General features: G+C 72.9%; 18 protein-coding genes, 2 tRNA genes and 1 pseudogene. 2 read left to right on the forward strand and 19 right to left on the reverse strand.

What is annotated here, in order from left to right; genetic code table 11:
- Positions 1–115: 115 nt before the first annotated feature.
- A complete protein-coding gene (holA, locus tag QMF80_RS28240; RefSeq protein WP_283458316.1) occupies positions 116–1,114 on the reverse strand; it encodes a DNA polymerase III subunit delta in 999 nt (332 codons plus the stop codon).
- A gap of 61 nt (positions 1,115–1,175) precedes the next feature.
- Here holA and QMF80_RS28245 point away from each other — a divergent pair, with 61 nt between their 5' ends.
- Positions 1,176–1,418 (forward strand): hypothetical protein, encoded by a 243-nt coding sequence (locus tag QMF80_RS28245; RefSeq protein WP_283458317.1) that lies wholly within the window; start codon positions 1,176–1,178, stop codon positions 1,416–1,418.
- 140 nt (positions 1,419–1,558) lie between these two features.
- Here QMF80_RS28245 and QMF80_RS28250 read toward each other — a convergent pair whose 3' ends face one another.
- The 14 genes and pseudogenes from QMF80_RS28250 to QMF80_RS28315 form a co-directional block, all read right to left on the reverse strand.
- Positions 1,559–2,443, reverse strand: coding sequence for a YceI family protein (locus QMF80_RS28250; RefSeq protein ID WP_502962943.1), 885 nt, complete (start codon positions 2,441–2,443; stop codon positions 1,559–1,561).
- A 136-nt stretch (positions 2,444–2,579) separates the two neighbouring features.
- Positions 2,580–5,063 (reverse strand): annotated as a pseudogene (locus QMF80_RS28255) (ComEC/Rec2 family competence protein); the annotation flags it as partial.
- Positions 5,060–6,073 carry a ComEA family DNA-binding protein gene (locus QMF80_RS28260; RefSeq protein ID WP_283458319.1) on the reverse strand — a complete coding sequence of 338 codons (1,014 nt, stop codon included), beginning with the start codon at positions 6,071–6,073 and terminating at the stop codon, positions 5,060–5,062. The gene QMF80_RS28260 and the pseudogene QMF80_RS28255, both read right to left, overlap by 4 nt.
- A 108-nt stretch (positions 6,074–6,181) precedes the next feature.
- Positions 6,182–7,027, reverse strand: a complete 846-nt coding sequence (locus QMF80_RS28265; protein ID WP_283458321.1) for a DegV family protein — start codon at positions 7,025–7,027, stop codon at positions 6,182–6,184.
- Between the two features lie 475 nt (positions 7,028–7,502).
- A complete protein-coding gene (locus QMF80_RS28270) occupies positions 7,503–8,264 on the reverse strand; it encodes a hypothetical protein (RefSeq protein ID WP_283458322.1) in 762 nt (253 codons plus the stop codon).
- A gap of 262 nt (positions 8,265–8,526) precedes the next feature.
- A complete protein-coding gene (gene leuS / locus QMF80_RS28275) occupies positions 8,527–11,400 on the reverse strand; it encodes a leucine--tRNA ligase (RefSeq protein WP_283458324.1) in 2,874 nt (957 codons plus the stop codon).
- A gap of 355 nt (positions 11,401–11,755) precedes the next feature.
- Positions 11,756–11,828: transfer RNA gene (locus QMF80_RS28280), tRNA-Ala, on the reverse strand.
- A 150-nt stretch (positions 11,829–11,978) separates the two neighbouring features.
- Positions 11,979–12,212, reverse strand: a complete 234-nt coding sequence (locus QMF80_RS28285; RefSeq protein ID WP_283458326.1) for a hypothetical protein — start codon at positions 12,210–12,212, stop codon at positions 11,979–11,981.
- 134 nt (positions 12,213–12,346) lie between these two features.
- Positions 12,347–12,419: transfer RNA gene (locus QMF80_RS28290), tRNA-Ala, on the reverse strand.
- A gap of 112 nt (positions 12,420–12,531) precedes the next feature.
- The gene (locus tag QMF80_RS28295) at positions 12,532–13,206 is read right to left on the reverse strand and encodes a histidine phosphatase family protein (RefSeq protein WP_502962945.1); all 675 of its coding nucleotides are present in this window, start codon (positions 13,204–13,206) and stop codon (positions 12,532–12,534) included.
- Positions 13,207–13,211: 5 nt separating this feature from the next.
- A complete protein-coding gene (gene rsfS / locus QMF80_RS28300) occupies positions 13,212–13,658 on the reverse strand; it encodes a ribosome silencing factor (protein WP_283458328.1) in 447 nt (148 codons plus the stop codon).
- A 118-nt stretch (positions 13,659–13,776) separates the two neighbouring features.
- Positions 13,777–15,375 (reverse strand): LCP family protein, encoded by a 1,599-nt coding sequence (locus QMF80_RS28305; protein WP_283458331.1) that lies wholly within the window; start codon positions 15,373–15,375, stop codon positions 13,777–13,779.
- A 30-nt stretch (positions 15,376–15,405) separates the two neighbouring features.
- Positions 15,406–16,023, reverse strand: coding sequence for a nicotinate-nucleotide adenylyltransferase (gene nadD / locus QMF80_RS28310; protein ID WP_283458333.1), 618 nt, complete (start codon positions 16,021–16,023; stop codon positions 15,406–15,408).
- Positions 16,024–16,108: 85 nt separating this feature from the next.
- Positions 16,109–16,276, reverse strand: a complete 168-nt coding sequence (locus tag QMF80_RS28315) for a hypothetical protein (protein WP_283458335.1) — start codon at positions 16,274–16,276, stop codon at positions 16,109–16,111.
- Between the two features lie 140 nt (positions 16,277–16,416).
- On the opposite strand from QMF80_RS28315, the gene QMF80_RS28320 reads away from it, so the two are divergent.
- Positions 16,417–17,559 (forward strand): M48 family metallopeptidase, encoded by a 1,143-nt coding sequence (locus tag QMF80_RS28320; RefSeq protein ID WP_283458337.1) that lies wholly within the window; start codon positions 16,417–16,419, stop codon positions 17,557–17,559.
- Here QMF80_RS28320 and QMF80_RS28325 read toward each other — a convergent pair.
- From QMF80_RS28325 to QMF80_RS28340, 4 genes are all read right to left on the reverse strand, one after another.
- Complete coding sequence (locus tag QMF80_RS28325; RefSeq protein ID WP_283458339.1) at positions 17,543–18,724, reverse strand: SCO2583 family membrane protein; 1,182 nt, start codon at positions 18,722–18,724, stop codon at positions 17,543–17,545. The two genes, QMF80_RS28320 and QMF80_RS28325, sit on opposite strands and share 17 nt — an antisense overlap.
- Before the next feature lie 85 nt (positions 18,725–18,809).
- Positions 18,810–19,388, reverse strand: a complete 579-nt coding sequence (locus tag QMF80_RS28330; RefSeq protein WP_283458341.1) for an SCO2584 family spore wall biosynthesis protein — start codon at positions 19,386–19,388, stop codon at positions 18,810–18,812.
- A gap of 77 nt (positions 19,389–19,465) precedes the next feature.
- On the reverse strand, positions 19,466–20,755 hold the full coding sequence (locus tag QMF80_RS28335) for a glutamate-5-semialdehyde dehydrogenase (RefSeq protein ID WP_283458343.1): 1,290 nt from the start codon (positions 20,753–20,755) through the stop codon (positions 19,466–19,468).
- Between the two features lie 415 nt (positions 20,756–21,170).
- Entirely contained in the window at positions 21,171–21,635 is a 465-nt protein-coding gene (locus tag QMF80_RS28340) for a DUF8830 family protein (RefSeq protein WP_502962944.1), read from the reverse strand.
- Between the last annotated feature and the right edge of the window lie 40 nt (positions 21,636–21,675).

The raw sequence follows: 21,675 nt of genomic DNA on the forward strand, positions 1-21,675 counted from the left end.
GACCCGGCCGGGTCCGCTGCCGGGGCTGGCGGAGTCGGGTTCGGCGAGGGACCCGGCCACGGCGGGGGCAGTCGGCGCTGGTGGGGTCGGCACGGGCCCTGTGTGGCTGGTGGGGTCAGCGGGCGGGCTGGTGGGGGCGGGCCGCGCGGGCCACCGCGACGACCGCCTTCTCCAGGGCGTACGCCGCGTCGTCGCCGCCGCCCTTGACCCCCGCGTCGGCCAGCGCGACCGCGCGCAGGGCGTCGGAGACGGCGTCCGCCGACCAGCCCCGCATCTGCTGCCGCACCCGGTCGATCTTCCACGGCGGCATCCCGAGGTCCCTCGCGAGATCGCCGGGTCGGGCGCCGCGGGGGGCCGAGGCCAGCTTGCCGATGGCCCGGACCGCCTGGGCCAGGGCGCTGGTGATGAGGACCGGCGCGACCCCGGTGGACAGGGACCAGCGCAGTGCTTCGAGGGCCTCCGCCGCCCGGCCCTCGACCGCCCGGTCGGCGACGGTGAAGCTGGAGGCCTCCGCCCGGCCGGTGTAGTAGCGGCCGACCACGGCCTCGTCGATCGTGCCCTCGACGTCCGCGCACAGCTGGGCCGCGGCACTCGCCAGCTCCCGCAGATCGCTGCCGATCGCGTCGACCAGCGTCTGGCACGCCTCGGGCGTGGCGGACCGGCCCAGGGTGCGGAACTCTCCCCGTACGAACGACAGCCGGTCCGCCGCCTTCGTCATCTTCGGGCAGGCGATCTCCCGGGCACCCGCCTTGCGGGCCGCGTCCAGCAGCCCCTTGCCCTTGACGCCGCCCGCGTGCAGCAGCACGAGGACGATCTCCTCGTACGGCGCGGCGAGGTACGCCTTGACTTCCTTGATCGTGTCCGCCGACAGGTCGTGCGCGTTGCGCACGACCAGGACCTTGCGCTCGGAGAAGAGCGAGGGGCTCGTCAGCTCGGCCAGTGTGCCGGGCTGGAGCTGCTCGGACGCGAGGTCGCGCACGTCGGTGTCGGCGTCGGCGGCCCGGGCCGCCGTCACCACCTCGCGCACCACACGGTCGAGGAGCAGGTCCTCCTGACCCACCGCGAGGGTGAGTGGGGCGAGCGGATCGTCGGTTGAGTTCTTCCTGGTGGCCATCGGCTCCAGCATCCCACGCCGCACCGACAGCGCCGCGCCCCGCATACCGGAGAATGGTCCGGTGAACGCACGACACGTACTGGTCCTGCCCGACCGCGACGCCGCCGACGAGGTGGCCCGGGAGCTGGTCGACCGCTTCGGGCTGCCCGAGGAACCGCAGCTGGTCCGCGACGCCCTGGCGGGCGAGGACGACGCCGAGGACGCCCAGTGGCTCGTCGTCGTCGAGGACCCGAGGGAACTCCTCGACGCCACGGCACTGGACGGCCTCGCCGCCGACTACGACGGCTGGCTCGAAGCCCCGTAGCCCGGACCCGTAGCCCACCGGCCGTAGCCCGTAGCCCGGTCTCGGTGCTCCGGCCTCGAGCAGGGGCCCTGGGCGCCCGTCGGTGGGCGGTGGGCTACAGGCCCCCTACGGGCGCTACGGGCTACGGACTACGGGCCCGATCAGGCCTTGTGCACGATCTGTACGTCCAGCTTGACCTCCACGCTCATGCCGATCGCCGCGACGCCGTGGGCCAGCGACTGCCAGTTCAGCGTGAAGTCCTCGCGCTGGAGCTCGGCCGTGGCGCGGCAGGCGGCGCGGGTCTCGCCCTCCAGGCCCGTGCCCACCCCCAGGTACTGGGCGTCCAGGGTGACCGAGCGGCTGACCCCGTGCAGGGTCAGAGCGCCCGCGACGGCCCAGTGGGTGCCGCTTCGGTGGATGAACCGTTCGCTGTAGAACTCCACCGTCGGGTGGCGCTGCGCGTCCAGGAAGTCCGCCGAGCGCAGGTGGTCGTCGCGCAGCCGGACTCCGGTGTCGATACTCGCCGCGTCCATGATCACGTGCATGGACGAGTCCTCCATCCGGTCGGCTATGCGCACCGCTCCGGCGAAGGTGTTGAACCGGCCGTGGATCCGGGCCAGGCCGATGTGCCGGGCCGTGAAACCGACGGAGGAGTGCGCGGGGTCCAGCTCCCAGTGCCCCGGGCGCGGCAGCAGCGGCGGCTCGACCGCGTCGAGGACGATCTCCCCCGGGCCCTGCCGCGGCCCTTCGCCCACGGCCACGATCGTCGCCCCGTGGTACGGCGCGTAGCCCTCGGCCGTGACGGCCAGTCGGTACTCCCCCTCCGGTACGGCGGCCGTGAACCCGCCATAGGGGTCGGTCTCCCCGCTGACGATCCGTCGGCCGATCGGATCGGTCACCTCGAACCGGGCTTGGCGGACCGGCTGGTGGACGGTGTCGAGGACCCGGTAACTGAGCAGGCCCGCCATCGGCGGCAGCGTCAGCGTCGCCGATCCGGGCGGGCCCGCGCCCGCGCCCGTCTCCATACCCCGTCTGCGACTGAACATGGTTGATGCACCCCCGTGCTGTGTGGACTTGATTCGGTCTGGCGAAAACGCATTCGATCATGCGGTTGGGTTGCGGGCAAACAGAACACTCGCACCCGGTATGCGCCCGCCTCCTCCGTCGGCGCCCGGCTGGAAACGCCCGTAGCCCGGGGCCCGCTCCCGTGACCGCCACCGAACCGTCGGTATCGGTGCGCAGTACGGCCGCCCCCGACTCCCGCAGCCGTGCGAGCGTTTCCTTCGCGGGGTGACCGTAACGGTTCCCGGCGCCGACGGGAACGATCGCGATCCGCGGTGCGATCCGTTCCTGCAGTGCGGGGTCCTGGTGGGCGGATCCGTGGTGGGCGACCTTGAGGACGTCCACGGGACCCAGGTCCGGACGGTCTCTCAGCAGCTGCCGCTGGGCGGCCGGTTCGAGGTCGCCCAGCAGGAGCAGACGCAGCCCCGCGCTGTCCACCAGCAGTGCCACACTGGCGTCGTTCGGCCCGTCGGGCGGCGGGCCCGCGCCCGGCCCGGCGGGCGGCGGCCAGAGCACCTCCCACGACAGCGGGCCGATCCGGCGCCGCTCCCCGGCACGGGCCTCCTCCACCCCGATCCCGGCGGCGGCCGCGGTACGGCGGACGAACTCCGCCTGGCCCGGCGGCTGCGCCAGCGTGGTGGTCTGGATCACCCCGACGGTCCGCCCCCGCAGCACTCCGGCCAGTCCGCCCACGTGGTCGGCGTGAAAATGTGTCAGAAGCAACAACGGCACCCGCCGTACCCCCAGGGCCCGCAGGCACCCGTCCACCGGCCCCGGTTCCGGGCCGGTGTCCACGACCACCGCCGTTCCCGGACCGGCGGCGAGGACTCCGGCATCCCCCTGGCCCACGGCGCACTGCGCGTAGCGCCACCCCGGCGGCGGCCAGCCGGTCAGCGTCCGGGTCAGCTGCGGGGGCCGCAGCAGGGCGAGCAGCAGCACCAGCGCCGTGGCCGCGCAGGCCCAGCGGTACCGGCCCAGCCGCGCCGCCAGCCCTACGACGCCCAGCGTCACCCCCGCCAGCAGCAGGCCACCGGTGACCCCGCCGGGCCAGGACAGCTCCGCCCCCGGGAGCCCCGCACCCGTGCGGGCCACCGAGGCGATCCACCCGGCGGGCACCCCGGCGCACCAGGCCAGCGCCCGCGCGCCCGCCATCCACACCGGCGCCACCCCCAGCGCGGCGAAGCCCAGCACCGTGGCCGGGCCCGCCGCCAGCTCGGCCAGCAGATTGCACGGCACCGCCACCAGGCTCACCCGGGCCGCGAGCACCGCCACCACCGGGGAGCACACCGCCTGCGCGGCCGCGGCGGCGGCCAGCGCCTCGGCGAGCCGGTTCGGCACCCCGCGCCGCCGCAGGGCCGCGCTCCAGCGGGGCCCGAGGATCAGCAGGGCCCCGGTGGCCAGGACGGACAGCAGGAAGCCGTAGCTCCGCGCGAGCCAGGGGTCGTTGAGCACCAGCAGGACGACCGCGGCGGCCAGGGCCGGGATCAGCGACCTGCGCCGCCCGGTGGCGAGGGCCAGCAGGGTGACCGCACCGCACGCGGCGGCCCGCAGCACGCTCGGCTCGGGTCGGCAGACCACTACGAAGGCCAGGATCAAGGCCGCCCCGCACAGGGCCGTCCCGCGCAACGAGAGCCCCAGCCGGGGAGCCAGCCCGCGCCGCTCGGCGTGCTGCGCCGTGGCCGCGGGACCGATCAGCAGGAACAGGACGACGGTGAGGTTGGAGCCGGACACCGCCAGCAGGTGCAGGAGGTCGGTGGCGCGGAAGGCTTCGTGGAGATCGACCGGCACCCGGGAGGTGTCTCCGACCACCAGGCCCGGCAACAGCGCCCGCGCGTCCGGCGCGAGCCCTTCGGTGGCCTCGCGCAGGCCTTGGCGCAGCCGCCCCGCTACGCGCTGCGCGAGGTCCGGGCCGCCGGTCACCCGGGGCGGCCCCTCCCCCGCCGGGTTCAGCAGGGCCACCGCCCGCTCGCCGTCCCGCGCCGGGGCCAGCCGCCCCTCCACCCGCACCCGGGTCGAGGGCAGCAGCCGCACCCAGCCCGGGTCCCGCGCCATCACCAGGACCGGCGTCGCCACCCGGGTCCGCGCACCCTCCGGACCGGTCACCCGGGTCACCTCCGCGTCCAGGAGCACCACCGGCGGCCCGCTCCCGGCTCCGGCCCGCCGGGGGTCGGAGCCGACCGTCAGCTCGGCCGTGACCAGGGCGTGCTGCCGCGCGAGCCCGACCACCGGACCCGCCCGGGCCTCCGCCCGGTGCAAGGCGCCCACCGTGGCTCCGGTGGCCGCGCAGAGCAGGGCCGCCGCGACCGCCGTGCCGATCGTCCACCGGGGTTCGCGCCGTCGGCACGCCACCAGCACCAGCACTCCGGCGCCCACCACCCCCAGCCCGGCCCCCGCCGCGCTCCACGCGGCCGGGGTATCGAGCGCGAGCGCGGCGGCCACCCAGAGGGCGAGCGCGGGCCCCACGAGCCGCAGGTCCGTCACCCCCGCCCGATCCCCGCGCCCACCCGGGCCACCCGGCCGACGCGGCTCTACGGAGTCGCCCGGAGCCTGGGGCCCACCGGCCCCGCTCGGGTCGGGGTCCGCACCCGTCCCGGGGCGGCTCACAGCCGCACCAAGGCGCGCAGATCCGCGAACCGCCGCTCCCCGATGCCGTTGACCTGGCGGAGCTCCTCCACGGAGCGGAAGCCACCCCGCGCCGTGCGGTAGTCGACGATGTGGCGGGCCAGGACCGGGCCGACACCCGGCAGGCCGTCCAATTGCTCGACCGTGGCACTGGCGAGGCTCACCGGACCGGGGCTCGGCCCGGGCCCTCCCGGGGCGCCCGGGCCGCCCGGGCCGTTCTGTGGCGGGGCACCGACCAGCACCTGCTCGCCGTCCATCAGGACCCGGGCCCGGTTGAGCCCCGAGGTGTCCGTGCCCGGCCGCACTCCCCCGGCGGCGGCCAGCGCGTCCTCGACCCTCGACCCGGCGGGCAAGCGCCGGATCCCGGGGGCGCTGACCTTCCCGCCGACGTCGACCCCGATCCGCGCCTGAGCCGGGGCCGGGTGCGGTGCGGCCGCCCCCGTAGCGAGCGCGGGCGCGGGAGCGACGACGGAGGGCGCCCTCACCGGCTCAGGCCCGGCCGACCAGTACCGCTGTCCGGCGAACCCCACGGCGGCCACCAGCACCACCGCCACGGCCCCCAGCGTCTTCGTCTCCAGCCCGCAGCGCGCCTGCACCCACACCGGCATCCGCTCGCCCAACGCGAGCCGCCACCCGGCCGGCCGCGCCGACCGCTCCCCGGCGTCCGGAACACCGTCACGCGGGACCCCCGCGCCCGGACTTCCGCCGCCCGGCACCCCCGCGCCCATGACCACCAGCCCGTCGTCACCCGGACTCCCGCCGCCCGGAACCCCGCAGGGAACGTCCGGTGGGGCCTCCCGCGCGCCCGGGCCGTTCACCAGCCGCTCCGCCCGGCGGCGCAGGGCAGGGGAGGGCGGGGCGGGTGGGCGGCCGTGGGGGCGACCGCGGACGCGGCCACGGATCCGGCCGCTGTCGCGGCCGTCGGATGCGTGGGGACGGCCCGGGCCGCTCGTGGCGCCGGAGGACGGTGACGTACGCGTTCGAAGAGTCATACCGACGACGTTAGGGACGATTCCCCGGCCCCGTTCGGAGCCCTCAATTCCGGTGGACAGAGCACCCGTTGTGGATAACCCCGTCACCCTTGAGGGTGGTTCACGGGATCAGCGGGGCGAGACGACCGCCGCCAGCAGCCCTGGCCCGGTGTGCGCGCCGATCACCGCGCCCACCTCGCTGACGTGCAGTTCCACCAGCCCCGGGATGCGTTCCCGGAGCCGCTCCGCGAGTTTCTGGGCGCGTTCGGGGGCGGCGAGGTGGTGCACCGCCACATCCACAGCGCCCGATCCGGCCCGCTCGACGGCCAGTTCTTCGAGGCGGGCGATGGCCTTGGACGCCGTCCGCACCTTCTCCAGCATCTCGATCCGCCCGCCCTCCAGCGTGAGCAGCGGCTTGACGGCGAGCGCCGAGCCGAGCAGGGCCTGGGCCGCGCCGATGCGGCCGCCGCGGCGCAGGTAGTCGAGGGTGTCGACGTAGAAGTAGGCGGACATGTCCGCCGCCCGCTTCTCGGCGGCGGCCACCGCCTCGTCGGCCGAGCCGCCCGCGTCCGCGACCTCGGCGGCGGCGAGGGCGCAGAAGCCGAGCGCCATGGCGACCATGCCCGTGTCCACGACACGGACGGGTACGGGGGCCGTCCGGGCTGCCATGACGGCGGCGTCGTAGGTGCCGGAGAACTCGGCGGAGAGGTGCAGGCTGACGATGCCGGCCGCGCCGGCGTCCGCGGCCGCCCGGTAGGCCCGGACGAACTCCTCCGGGCTGGGCCGGGAGGTGGTGACCGGGCGGCGCTTCTGGAGAGCGAGGGCGAGGCTGCGGGCCGAGATCTCCGTGCCCTCTTCGAGGGCCTCGTCGCCGAGGACCACGGTGAGGGGGACGGAGGTGATCCCGTGCCGCGCCATCGCCTGTTGGGGCAGGTAGGCCGTGGAATCGGTGATGATCGCGACATGGCGGGACATGAGCCGGAGGGTACCGGCAGCGAGGCGAGTCCGGCAGCCCGGTCCGCCCCGCGGGTCCGCCCGGCCACCGGATCCGGAGCCCGCGGCGGCCCGTCCGAGCCCGCCCAGCACCTCACCGGGGTCCGCGGAAGGACCCCTGCGCCCGACGGGCACCGTACCGGCGGAGGACCCTCGCCGAGGCGTCCTGGCGAACCTCCCCACCCACCTCCACCCGAAACCGAGCGGAAGCCGAGCCGGGACCGGTCGCGGATCGAGCCGGGACCGTCCGGTACCGCCCCGGAGCCGAATGCCGACCGAACCGGCACCGACCCGAACCGAGCCGCGCCCTATGCAGCTGGTCGCCTCAGGACGCGCGTGAGCCGCGCCCTCCCCTGCGCCACGCCCGACCGGGCGCCACGCTCAACCTCCAGCGCGCGCCCGACCCCAGCGCCACGCCCAACCCCAGCGCGCATCCACCCTCAGCGCCGCGCCCGACTCAGGCGGTCGTCTCCGGACGCGGGGCCTTCTCCCAGGGGTAAGCGGTCCGCGCCGGAGCCTTCGGCAGCGCCGCCGCGGGCGCCGGAGCCGCGGCCGGGCGAGGGGCCCCACCCGTACCCGGGGCCGACGACGACGCGGCGGGTCCCGCACCGGGCGCGGAGGCCGCACCGGGGGTAGGCTCCGCCGCCCACGCAGCCAGGTCGTCCACGGACTCGCGCGACCAGTCGCGCAGCGCCCCCGACTCGACCTCGATCTGCGCCGACAGCACCGACAGGTCGTCCTCCGCGAACCGGCGGGCCCGGTCGCGGGCTGCCCAGCGCAGCGAATCCGCCGCCTGCGTGACGCGGTCGGTGCGCTCGCGCAGCTCGGGGAGCCGCTCCGCGATCCGCTTCTTGTCCGGTTCCTGCTCCAGCCGCTTGAGCTCGTCGTCCAGCTCGTGCCCGTGGGCGCTGAGCCGCTCGAACAGGCCGATCGACTCCTTCAGCGAGGCATCTGATTGCACGCCCTGGCAGAGCACCTGCTGCGTCGACCGCATCGACGTCCGCAGGTCCAGCCGTATCTGGGCGAGCGCTCCGGACACCCCGACCTGACCGAAGCTGCGTGCCTTCAGGCTGGTGTCCTCGACGGTCCTGCGCGCCTGCGTGATCGTCCGGTCCACGCCGCGCTTCGCCGCGCCGACCACCTTCACGGTGACGAACACGCCCAGCCCCAGGAAGGTGAACAGCACCATCAGGGCCATGATGATCAACGCGGCCTCCATGAGGTTCCCTTTCCCCTGCACGACGGGCTGCTCGCCAACCCGGCTTCTTCGTCCTCCCACCGTAAACGCAGCGGGCAGGCCAGGGGTTCCCATCGAACCCCCAACCTGCCCGTACGGGACAACCCCTAGACCGCCGGGACCAGCGCCCCCGCCGACGCCCCGACCGCAGTCACCGGACCGCAGTCACCAGACCCCAGCCACCTCACCACAGTCGCCGGACCCCAGTCACCGGACCCCAGCCACCTCACCGCAGTCACCGGCCTCAGACGACGATGTTCACCAGCTTCGGCGCACGCACGATCACCTTGCGGATCTCAGCCCCGGCCAGCGCCGCGACCACGCCCTCGTCGCTCACCGCCAGTCGCTCCAGGTCCGCGTCGGAGATCGTCGGCGGCACCTCCAGGCGCGCCTTGACCTTGCCCTTGATCTGGACCACGCAGGTCACGCTCTCGTCCACGACGTACGCCGGGTCCGCGACCGGGAAGTCCTGGTGGACCACCGAGTCGGTGTGGCCCAGGCGGTGCCACAGCTCCTCCGCGATGTGCGGGGCCAGCGGCGCGACCAGCAGCACCAGCTGCTCGGCGACCGTGCGCTCCAGCGGGCGGCCCGCCTTCGTCAGGGCGTTGTTCAGCTCGGTGATCTTGGCGATGGCGGTGTTGAACCGCAGCCCCGCCAGGTCCGCGCCCGCCCCGTCGATCGCCTTGTGCAGCACGCGCAGCGTGTCCTCGCCGGGCTCCGCGTCGACCACGGTGACAGCGCCCGACCCCTCGTCCACGACGTTGCGCCACAGCCGCTGCAGCAGCCGGTACTGGCCGACCACGGCGCGCGTGTCCCACGGACGCGAGACGTCCAGCGGGCCCATCGCCATCTCGTACAGGCGCAGGGTGTCCGCGCCGTACTCCTCGCAGATCTCGTCCGGCGTGACGGCGTTCTTCAGGGACTTGCCCATCTTGCCCAGCTCGCGCTTGACGGGCTCGCCCTCGAAGAAGAACCTGCCGTCGCGCTCCTCCACCTCGGTCGCCGAGACCGGGAAGCCGCGTGCGTCACGGTAGACGTACGCCTGGATCATGCCCTGGTTGTACAGCTTGTGGAACGGCTCGACCGAGGACACGTGGCCCAGGTCGAACAGCACCTTCGCCCAGAAGCGCGCGTACAGCAGGTGCAGCACCGCATGCTCGGCGCCGCCCACATACAGGTCCACGCCGCCGTGCGGCTGGCCCTCCCGCGGGCCCATCCAGTACTGCTCGATCGCCGGGTCGACCAGCGCCTCGGAGTTGTTCGGGTCCAGGTAGCGCAGCTCGTACCAGCAGGAACCGGCCCAGTTCGGCATGGTGTTGGTCTCGCGGCGGTAGCGCTTGACGCCCTCGCCACGGCCCAGGTCCAGCTCGACGTCGACCCAGTCCGCCTTGCGCGACAGCGGGGTCTCCGGCCTGCTGGTGGCATCGTCGGCCTCGAAGGTGCGCGGCGAGTAGTCCTCGACCTCGGGCAGCTCCAGCGGCAGCATCGACTCGGGCAGCGGGTGCGCGACGCCGTCCTCGTCGTAGACGATCGGGAAGGGCTCGCCCCAGTAGCGCTGGCGGCTGAACAGCCAGTCGCGCAGCCGGAAGTTGATCGTCCCTTCACCGATGCCGCGCTCGGCCAGCCAGTCGGTGATCTTCTCCTTGGCGTCGACGACGCCCAGGCCGTCCAGGGACAGGCCCTCGCCGGTCGAGTTGACCAGCGCCGCGTCGTACGAGGCGAACGCGTCGTCCCACTCCGCCGGGTCGGTGCCACGGCCGTCCGAGGGCTGCACGACGCAGCGCATCGGCAGCTCGAAGGCGCGCGCGAAGGCGAAGTCACGGGTGTCGTGGGCCGGGACGGCCATGATCGCGCCGGTGCCGTAGCCCATCAGCACGTAGTCGGCGATGAAGACCGGAACCTGGTCGCCGCTGACCGGGTTGACCGCGTACGCGCCGGTGAAGACGCCGGTCTTCTCCTTGGCGTCCGCCTGGCGCTCGACGTCCGACTTGGAGGCGGCCTGCTTGCGGTACGCGTTGACGGCCTCGGCCGGGGTGGCGTGCCCGCCGGTCCACACGGGGTGGGTGCCCTCGGGCCAGGCGGCCGGGACGATGGCGGAGACCAGCTCGTGCTCCGGGGCCAGCACCATGTAGGTGGCGCCGAACAGAGTGTCGGGGCGGGTGGTGAAGACGGTGATCGCACCGGCGCCGCCGACGGAGAAGTCGACGCGCGCGCCTTCGCTGCGCCCGATCCAGTTCCGCTGCTGCAGCTTGATGGCCTCGGGCCAGTCCAGCGCGTCCAGGTCGTCCAGCAGGCGGTCCGCGTAGGCGGTGATCCGCATGTTCCACTGGCTCAGCTTGGCCTTGAAGACGGGGAAGTTGCCGCGCTCGGACCGGCCGTCGGCGGTGACTTCCTCGTTGGCCAGTACGGTGCCCAGCCCGGGGCACCAGTTGACGGGCGCGTCCGAGGCGTACGCCAGCCGGTACTCGTTCAGCACGTCGGCCCGCTCGCCCGCGGTCAGCGCGGCCCAGGAACGGCCGCCGGGAACCTCACGGGAGCCGTCCTCGAAGGCGGCGACCAGCTCGGCGATCGGGCGGGCCGTCTTCGCCTCGGTGTCGTACCAGGAGTTGTAGATCTGCAGGAAGATCCACTGGGTCCACTTGTAGTAGTCCGGGTCGATCGTGGCGAAGGACCGGCGCTTGTCGTGGCCCAGGCCCAGCCTGCGCAGCTGGACCTTCATGTTCTCGATGTTCGCCTCGGTCGACACGCGTGGGTGCGTGCCGGTCTGCACGGCGTACTGCTCGGCGGGCAGGCCGAAGGCGTCGAAGCCAAGGGTGTGCAGGACGTTGTGGCCGGTCATCCGCTGGTGACGGGCGAAGACGTCGGTAGCGATGTACCCCAGCGGGTGGCCGACGTGCAGGCCCGCGCCGGAGGGGTACGGGAACATGTCCATGATGAACTTCTTCGGACGCGCGACCACGGCCGGGTCCCCGGCCAGGTCACCGGTCGGGTTCGGGGCCTCGTAGGTCCCCTCCGCGTCCCATGCGTCCTGCCAGCGTGCCTCGATGTCGGCGGCCATGGCGGCCGTGTAGCGGTGCGCCTCGGCCGCCTCGGGGGCCCCGGTGTTCGTCTCGCTCATGTTTTCTGAAGCTCCATCGATCGTCTCTGCCGTCTCTGCCTGCCCAAACGAAAAAACCCCTCGCACAGGAGGGGGCGCCGCGCCGATGCCGACCGTCTCGAAGGTCGGCTCTGTTCAGCGCGGCTCGGTAAGCAGAAGGCGTACGGCACGCATGGCGCCAGGGTACCGCAGCGGCCCCGACGGCCGCTCGGCCGTACGGAGCGCGGGACGGCCGCCGCCTCCGGGAGCGCGGGACGGCCGCTCGGCGGTACAGGGACGTCGGCCGTACGGAACGCGGGCCGGGCGGCGTCGTGGAGCGCACACCGGGTACGACGAGAAGCGGGCCACCCGATCCGGGTGCCCCGCTTCTTCACTGTGGAGCTATGGAGAATTGAACTCCAGACCTCCTGCATGCCATGCAGGCGCTCTACCAACTGAGCTATAGCCCCTTGCTGTACTGCTGGTACTGCCCGCCGCCCCGGTGTTCCTCGCGGTTTCCCTTGGCGACGTCCCAAACATTACACGGTGTTGGCCCTGGTCCAAAAATCGGTTTCCGGCCGGATCCGGACGCTCCGAGGTCCGCCGCCCAGGGCCTCGGCTCACGCCCTCGCGAACTGGTAGAAGCGCTTGAGCGTGCAGTGATCGTCGAGCAGCCGGCCATAGATCGGCTCCCCCTCCAGCTCCCGGTACGTCTCGATCGGGTCGCCTTTTATGACCAGCGCCCGCGCGCATTCCTCGCACCAGTACTGGTAGTCGGGATTGACCGGGTCCATGTCCCGCACGATCGGCGTGCCGTTGTTGCACCAGTCGCACCGGCGCCGGTGTGCACCCATCCGTCAGCGACTCCCTCCCGCCAGGGGCCGCCCCGCTCCCCTCCGGCCGTCCGATTCTGCCATGCCGGTGACCTGCGGGGCAGCAGGGACAAAACCAAGGATCCCGCCCCCTGTTGGGGACGGGATCCTGATTGTGGAGCTATGGAGAATTGAACTCCAGACCTCCTGCATGCCATGCAGGCGCTCTACCAACTGAGCTATAGCCCCGCTCTCCGCGGCGCTCCCCCCGTTTCCGGTGTTCTGCGCTGCGAACAAGAAGAACTCTAGCCTGCGACCAGCCGGAAAGTGAAATCCGGGCCGGTGGGCCGCCGGGGAGGCGTCAGACGTCGTCGCCGAGCACCGGTTCGGGCAGTGTGCCCGCATTGTGCTCCATCAGCCGCCAGCCCCGGGCGCCCTCACCGAGCACCGACCAGCAGCAGTTGGAGAGCCCGCCGAGGCCCTCCCAGTAGAAGGACTCCAGGCCGAGCAGCCGACCGATGGTGGTGCGGATGGTGCCGCCGTGGCTGACCACGACCAGCGTGCCGCCCTCGCTGAGCCGGTCCACGTGCTTGAGGACCAGGGGGGCCGCCCGGTCGGCGACCTCGGTCTCCAGCTCGCCGCCGCCCCGCCGCACGGCCTCGCCGCGCTTCCACGCCGCGTACTGCTCGCCGTACTTCTCCAGGATTTCCTCATGCGTCAGGCCCTGCCAGGCGCCCGCGTACGTCTCGCGCAGCGCGGCGTCGTGCTCGACGGGCAGGCCTGTGATCGCGGCCAGTTCGGCGGCCGTGGCCGCCGCGCGCTGGAGGTCGGAGGCCACAATGGCCTCCGGTTGCAGAGAGGCGAGCAGCCGGGCGGCGCGGCGCGCCTGCGCCACACCGGCCTCGGTGAGCTCGATGTCCGTGGAGCCCTGGAAGCGGCGCTCCAGGTTCCAGGCGGTCTGGCCGTGCCGCCACAGGACGATCTTGCGGCCCGTGTGCTTCTCCCTGCCGGTGCTGGCGCCCTTGCCAGTGTCGATCGTGCTCAGAACAGATCACCGTCCAGTTCGTCGTCGCTCTGCGTGGCACGCAGAGCGGCGTACTCGTCGGCCTTGCCCTTGGTGAGCTTGGCGTCCTCGGGCAGGTCGATCTCGGGGCAGTCCTTCCACAGGCGCTCCAGCGCGTAGAAGACGCGCTCTTCGCTGTGCTGCACGTGGACGACGATGTCGATGTAGTCGAGCAGGATCCAGCGGGCGTCGCGGTCGCCCTCGCGGCGCACCGGCTTGACGCCCAGCTCCTTCTGGAGCTTCTCCTCGATCTCGTCGACGATCGACTTGACCTGGCGGTCGTTGGGCGCCGATGCGAGCAGGAAGGCATCGGTGATCGACAGCACATCGCTGACGTCGTACGCGATGATGTCGTGCGCGAGCCGGTCGGCCGCGGCCTGGGCGGCGGCGGTGATGAGCTCGATGGAGCGGTCCGTGGCGGTCACTGGCCATGCTTTCGGGTCGGCGGGCAGATCCTTACAAGGGTCTCATGTACCGCCGACACCGCCCGCGCCAAAGCCGTGGCGCGGGCGGAATTGCTGGTCAGAGGGGTTCCGCCGGGGGTCAGAGAGCCTTGTAGTCCTTGCCCAGGGTGACCACGACGTCCGCGTTCACCGCGTTCTCGGCCTTCTTGACCACCGTTTCGGGCAGTCCCAGGGTCTTGGCCACGTCGACCGCCTTCGCCTTCTGGGCGTCGTCCTCGTAGGTGATCTGCGACGCGGACTGGGTCGCCGGCGCCTTGCCGCCGTCCACGAAGTCGTAGCCGCCGTTCTGCAGGGCCGCCTTGGCCGCGAGCTGGGTCTTCTCGCTGCCGGAGGCGTCCCGCAGGCCCACGCGGGGGGCCGTGCCGGGCTTCGGGGCGGTCACGGTGCCGCCGAGGACCTCCCTGACCACCTTCTTGTTGGCGTCGTCGGTGAGGGCGCCGTCGGGCTTCACCGGGAGCACCTCGGTGCGGTAGTCGCCGGCCTTGGCGTGCTCGGCGAGCTTGGCGAGGGAGCTGCCGAGGGCCTTCTCGTTCAGCGACGGGTCCAGGATCTGGGTGAGCGTCTCGACGGTGACGGTGGCCGCGGCCGGGTCGCTGGGCATCTTGCGCAGCACGGCGTACAGGACCTTGCCGAAGCGCTCCAGCTGCTTGGCCTCCGGTTCGCCCTGGCCACGGTAGGTGGCGTAGGCGACGGCCATGGGGCCGCTCAGGGTCTGCTTCGCGCCCTGGCCGACGGCCGGGGTCTTGACCTGGTCGTCGGCGGGGACGGCGGCGTCCGTGTCGACCTCGATCCCGCCGACCAGCTCGACGAGCCGCTCCAGGAAGGGGGTGTCCAGCCGCCAGGTGCCGCCGATACGGGTGCCGAGCATGGAGTCGAGGGCCTCGCGGGTGCCTCCGAGGCCGTCCTCCTCGACGGACTTGCCGAGTCCGGTGGAGGTGCCGTCGTCCTTGGGCACGGTGAGGGTGTTGGGCAGCAGGACGGTCGCGCCCTGCTTGGTGGTGACGTTGTCGACGAGCAGGGCCGTGGAGGTGCCGCCCCGCTTGGTGTTGTGCAGGTGCACGACGATCATGTCGCGCTTCTGCGGCCCGGTGGGGGCCGCGGCGCCCTTGGCCTTCTGGGGCCCGTCGAGGAACGGCAGGCCGCCCGCGTACCAGAGGTAGCCGAGGCCGCCGACGACGAACAGGGCGAGGACGACGATCAGCGCCACCACCCGGTTCTTGCCCCGGCGGCGGGCCTCCTCGCGGCGTTCGGTGCGGCTCTCGGTGAACGCGAGCCAGTCGATGACGTCCTCGGAGTCCTCGTCCGGCTGGTCGATGAAGGCGAACTGCGCGGTGTGGTATTCGTCGGCCCGGCGCGGTTCGGGGACCTGCGCGACCGCCGGACCGGGGGCCGGATCAGGCGCGGGAGCGGGAGCCGGCTCGGGGGCCGTCGCCTGCTCGGGGACGCTCTGCTGCGGGATCCACTGCTGCGTCTGCTGCTGCTGTTGCTGCTGCTGCTGCTGGTAGTAGTACTGCTGCTGTTGTTGCTGGTGCCGCTGGTCGTAGCCCTGGTAGTCGTACTGCTGGTACTGCTCCTGAGCAGGCACCGGGCCGTACACCGGCTGCCCGTACGCGTCGTAGCCGATGAGCTGCTGCTCCTGGCCGGCGTACGGGTCGTACGGCTCCTGTCGGTCGTTCACCGCGGGGCCCCTCTCTGCGGAAGCGGAAGCTCAGGCTCCCCGGTACAGCTCACGCTTGTCGATATAGCGCACCACACCGTCCGGCACCAAATACCAGACCGGATCACCCTGGACCACCCGCGCGCGGCAGTCCGTGGACGAGATGGCCAGCGCGGGCACCTCCACCAGGGAGACCCCGCCCTTGGGCAGGCCGTCGTCGGTCAGCACGTGCCCCGGACGGGTGACCCCGATGAAGTGGGCGAGGGCGAAGAGCTCCTCGGCGTTGCGCCAGGTCAGGATCTGCGCGAGGGCGTCGGCACCGGTGATGAAGAACAGGTCCGCGTCGTCGTTGCGCGCACGCAGGTCCCTGAGGGTGTCGATGGTGTACGTCGGGCCACCGCGGTCGATGTCGATGCGGCTGACCGAGAACTGCGGGTTCGACGCCGTGGCGATGACCGTCATCAGGTAACGGTCCTCGGCGGCCGACACCGCCCCGTGCGACTTCTGCCACGGTTCGCCCGTCGGTACGAAGATCACCTCGTCGAGGTGGAAAAGGGCGGCCACTTCGCTGGCGGCCACCAGGTGTCCGTGGTGGATCGGGTCGAATGTCCCGCCCATCACACCGAGCCGGCGCTTGACCGGGCCGGTAGGCATTTCCTGCTCTCCCATGAGCGCAGAGCCTACTGGCCCGGTGGCGCGGCCAGGACCCGGATTCGAGCACCTGCGCGACGGGCTCGCGACGACGCGGGATCGGCTAGCGGTCGCGGTTCAGGCGGGTGGTCACCCAGAGCATGAGGAGCAGCAGGCAGAAGGCGCCGCCGCCGGTCAGGTACGGGTTGAGACTGTCGTGGCTGCCGCCGTGCTCACCGGCGCCCTCGGAGGCGAGGAGGACCAGGTCGTGGGCGGTGGAGGAGAGGCTCATCAGGCTGGTTACCTATCGAGTCGGGGTGCGGGCGGAGACTTCGCTCACATCGTAAGCGGGGCCCCGGGGCACGCTCACGCCGACTCAGGCGTTGGAGAGGATGGACACACGTCACAGCAGTGGATCGAGGGGGAAGCGCGATGACTGACGGCACCGCATTCGAGAAGGCACCGGCGCGGGACCGCAGGAGGTTCCCGGGCATTTCGTCGCGGGCGTACGAACATCCGGCGGACCGCTCGGCCCTGGTGGCCCTGCGCAGGCTGAGCGGTTTCGACGCCGTCTTCAAGGCGCTCAGCGGGCTGCTGCCGGAGCGCAGCCTGCGGCTGCTGTTCCTGTCGGACTCGGTGCGCGTGGGCGAGACCCAGTTCCCGCACCTGCACGCGATGCTGCTCGACGCCTGTTACATCCTGGACCTGGAGAAGGTCCCGCAGATGTACGTCCAGCAGGACCCGAAGCCCAATGCCATGTGCATCGGGCTGGACGAGCCGATCATCGTGGTCACCACGGGCCTGGTCGAGCTGCTGGACGAGGAGGAGATGCGGGCGGTCGTGGGTCACGAGGTGGGCCACGCGCTGTCGGGGCACTCCGTGTACCGCACGATCCTGCTGTTCCTGACGAACCTGGCGCTGAAGGTCGCGTGGATCCCGCTGGGCAATGTGGCGATCATGGCGATCGTCACCGCGCTGCGCGAGTGGTTCCGCAAGTCGGAGCTGTCGGCGGACCGGGCCGGGCTGCTGGTCGGGCAGGACGTACGGGCCTCGATGCGCGGCCTGATGAAGATCGCGGGCGGCAATCATCTGCACGAGATGAATGTGGACGCCTTCCTCGCCCAGGCCGAGGAGTACGAGTCGAGCGGTGACCTGCGCGACTCGGTCCTGAAGATCCTCAATGTGCTGCCGCGGACGCACCCCTTCACCACGGTGCGGGCCGCCGAGCTGAAGAAGTGGGGCGAGAGCCGCGAATTCCAGCGGATCATGGCCGGTCACTATCCGCGCCGCGAGGAGGACAAGGACACCTCGGTGTCCGACTCCTTCCGGCAGTCCGCCGCGCACTACGCCGATTCGGTACGCACCAGCAAGGACCCGCTGATGAAGCTCGTCGGGGACATCGCGGGCGGTGCGGGAGACCTGGGCGGCAAGCTGCGCGACAAGTTCACGGGTGCGACGGGCACCACGACCACGCCGGGCGGCGCTCCGGACGGCACCCCGGACGGCACGACCGGCTCCACGGACGGCAAGGACAGCTCCGGAGACGGCAAGGGCGGGGCTACGGACCAGGGCTGACCGCGGCCGCGGGGTCGGCCGGTGGGGCGGGGTCGGGCGGCGTCGTGGCCGGGGCGGCGGCCGGGGATGCCAGGACCCCGCACAGACCGGAGGCCCGGCGCGGGGTGCCGCTGGCGTACGGGTCGCTGGCGGCCGGGCCCACCGTCGTCGGGGCCGCCCCCGCGAGGAGCGGCCGGAAGCCCGGAGCCGGGTCGGCGGAGCAGTCCTGCGGCCCGGCCATCACGTAGGCCGACAGCAGTTCCGCCCGGTGGGCGGCGAGGTCCTCGCGGTCGAAGCGCATGCGCAGCTCGCGCCGGACCGTGAAGAGCGAGGCGCTGTCGAGGGCGGGCCCGGCGACGGCCGGGCGCACGGCGTAGACGAAGGTGTGGTCGGTGGTGACCTCCAGGACATCCGCGGACACCTCCTCGAAGCCCAGCGTGCCGCTGACCCGTACCCGGGAGTCAGCCAGTACGGCGGTGCCCGGGTCGAAGCGGACCAGCCAGCCGGTGGCCGCGTGCCGCCCGTCACCGGAGGGGGCGCTCATGCTGTGGTCGAACTGGGCCAGCAGGTCGGGGTCCAGCAGCACCCGCACCGGCCGGGAGGCGACGGCTCCCAGGACGTCCGGGTCCAGCGAGGACTGGACCAGGTAGTCCTTGGCGATGGCCAGGGCGGCGAGCACCTGGGACTCGGCGAAGTGCTGGGTGCGGCGTACCGCGGGCAGGGTGATCCCGGCCGCGCCGACCCGGTATTCGGCGGCCGGGCTCTTCGCGTACAGGTCGGTGGGCTTGCCGCCGGTGACGGTGGTGGTGGGGGCCAGCGGGACCACGACGGCGCCGAGCGGCTGGGCGTGTCCCTGGGCTGGGGCGACGTACGGATTGCGCAGGCCCAGGTAGACGGCCGCCCCGAAGGCCATGGCGATGAGCAGGACCAGCATCGCGCCCTGGCGCGCGGCCCGGCTCGGGGTGCTCGTGTGGGTCCGCGGCGCGCCCGAGGACCACATGGAGCGGCTGCGCACGGCCCGCGCGTGCTCGCCCATGCGTTCCTCGGCGGAGAACTCCTGGAGCCGGGCAGCCCGGACGAAGTCCTCGTCGAACACCACCGACCGGTACTCGTCCGGCCGGAATTCGTCCTCGCCCCCGCCGATGCCCTCGGGGGTGCCGTCGGGTGGGTCTCCTGGCACGGCCATCGCTTCTCCCCGCTGTCCCCGCTTCAGAGAAGCCCCCTGCTCGGATGCGCGCCGCAACCGGTCGCGCGTGAGAGGGGTCGTACCTTCAGGGTTGGCGGCCGACGGGGTGCGTAAACTCGCCGGACCCGGTGACTTCCGTCAGTGGGGTACTGGCGGGGGCCGGAGCGGGGTGCGGGGCCGGGTCGCGATCGCCCGCGGCGCTCCGGTACACGGCGCTGAAAGCGAGCGTGACCATCCCGATGCCCATCACGACGGCGAGCACCCACGCGACGGGCCGCAGCCACCGGGAGCGGCCGCGGTAGGGGCGCAGGGAGCCGCCGTAGGCCCCGTACGGGCCGTACCCGTAGCCGTGGGCGTATTCGCGCCCGTACTCGTCGACGTCGTATCCGTCGGGCCCGTAGCCGTACGGATGGCTGCCATGGCCCTCGAAGGCCTCGTCGTCCGCGGACCAGCCGCCCGCGACGGCGGCCGCGCGGGCCTCCGCCTCGGCGCGGGCCCGGTCGGCCGACCGCTGGCGCTCCAGGGCGCTCGGTTCGTGGATCCGTGCGTTCCGGACGAAGTCCTCGTCGAACACCACGGAGGCGAAGTCCTGATCCGCGCCTCCGCGGTCGTCGTCGGGCTCCCCGTCGTCCGGGAACGGCTTGCCCCCCGTGTCGTCCGGCACAGGCCCAGCGTAGACCTGGGGGACGGCTTTGGGCAGGGCATAAGCCGAAATCCGGCCACGCGGAGTCGGGTCGTCGGCTACCGAACGTGACCGTCGCCGGTGACGATGTACTTGGTGGACGTCAGCTCCGGAAGGCCCATCGGGCCCCGGGCGTGCAGCTTCTGGGTGGAGATGCCGATCTCCGCGCCGAATCCGAACTGACCACCGTCGGTGAACCTCGTGGACGCGTTCACGGCGACCGTGGTCGAGTCGACCAGCTGGGTGAAACGGCGGGCGGCGGCCTGCGAGGTGGTGACGATCGCCTCGGTGTGACCGGAGGTCCAGCGGCGGATGTGGGCGACGGCGTCGTCGAGGGAGTCCACGACCCCGGCGGCGATGTCGTAGGAGAGGTACTCGGCGGCCCAGTCCTCGTCGGTGGCGGGCAGCGCGGTCACCTTGGACTCCTCGGCGTACGAGAGCACCTCGGCATCGCCGTGCACGGTCACCCCCGCGTCCGCGAGCGCGTCCAGCGCCAGCGGGAGGAAGGCCGCGGCGATGTCCCGGTGGACCAGCAGCGTCTCGGCGGAGTTGCAGACGGAGGGCCGCTGCGCCTTGGAGTTGACGAGGATGTTCACCGCCATGGCGAGGTCGGCCTGCGCGTCGACGTAGACGTGGCAGTTGCCGGTGCCGGTCTCGATGACCGGGACGATGGACTCCTCGACGACCGTCTTGATGAGGGAGGCGCCGCCGCGCGGGATGAGGACGTCGACGAGGCCGCGGGCGCGCATCAGCTCGCGGACGGAGTCGCGGCTCTCGCCGGGGACCAGCTGGATCGCGTCGGCGGGCAGCCCCGCGCCCTCGACCGCGTCGCGCAGGATGGCGACGAGGGCGGTGTTGGAGGCGTAGGCGGAGGAGCTGCCGCGCAGGAGGACCGCGTTGCCGGACTTGAGGCAGAGGGCCGCTGCGTCGACGGTGACGTTGGGGCGGGCCTCGTAGATGATGCCGACGACGCCGAGCGGGACGCGGATCTGGCGCAGGTCGATGCCGTTGGGGAGGGTCGAGCCGCGGACGACCTCGCCGACGGGGTCGGGCAGGGCCGCGACGTCGCGGACGTCGGAGGCGATGGCGCGGATGCGCTCCGCGGTGAGGGTGAGGCGGTCGATGACGGTCTCGCTGGTGCCGGACGCGGCGGCCTTCGCGGTGTCTACGGCGTTGGCCTCGATGATCTCGGCGGTACGGGCCTCCAGGGCGTCCGCGATCGCCAGCAGCGCGGTGTCCTTGGCGGACCGCGGGAGCGGGGCGATGACGGCCGCCGCCGTGCGGGCGCGGGTCGCTGTGGCGGTGACGGTGGCGGGGCCGGTGGGGGTGGCGTCGTTGAGCGAGGTCATGCGTGCAGGGTAGTCCCCGGGGGCGGGGGGACGGCCGGGGTTCCACCCCGCGAGACGGGGCGGTTGGGGCGGCGCGGGGGGGGTGCATCTGCCCGTGCCTCTGCCTCTGCCTCTGCCTCTGCCCTGGGCAACTCCGGCCCCGACCAGAGCATCCCCAGCCTCGCCCAGCTGACCTCCAGCGCCGCCCGGCGGGGCTGGCTATGCGCGGCCGGACCTCTCGGCTCCGCCGGGGCGCCTCAAACGCCGGCGAGGCTGGGGATCTCCGGCGGGGCCGGGAATGCCCCAGCGGGGCTGGGAATGCGTTCGGCGGGGCCGGGAATGCCCCAGCGGGGCTGGGAATGCGTTCGGCGGGGCCGGGAATGCCCCACGCGGGCCTGGGGACGCCTCCGGCGGGGCTGGACGGCTTCCCGGTGGGTCAGTACGGGTGGACGCCTACCGGGTGGGCCGGCGGGGGGCCGTAGCCTTCGGCCACTCGTTGGTGGTAGGTGGCGCGGTCGATGACCTCCAGGCCGACGATCTCCCAGGCCGGGAGCTTCGCGGACGAGCGGTGCTCGCCCCATAGCCGCAGGGCCACGGCGGCCGCGTCGTGGAGGTCGCGGGCCTCCTCCCAGTACCGGATCTCCGCGTGGTCGTCGGCGTACCGGCTGGTGAGCAGGAAGGGGTGGTCGTGGGCCAGCTGCTCCAGCCCGCGCCGGACCTCGGGCAGGGGGACGGGCTTGCCGGAGACGCTCAGGGTGATGTGCCACAGCCGCGCGTCGTCGGGCTCGCCGCCGCTACCGGCGCCCCTGCCCGCCCCGTCGCAGTTCCCCGAGCCGACGCTGGTCAGCGCTCGTCTCACCAGCCGCCTCCTGTCTGCGCGCTCCGCGTGTCCGACCTTCACAGTTGACCAGTCCCCGACCGGCCGCGCGGTGGTTTTGCCC

Origin of the sequence: Streptomyces sp. G-G2, from assembly GCF_030063135.1 — a bacterium.
In the GTDB taxonomy this organism is placed as follows: Bacteria; Actinomycetota; Actinomycetes; order Streptomycetales; family Streptomycetaceae; genus Streptomyces.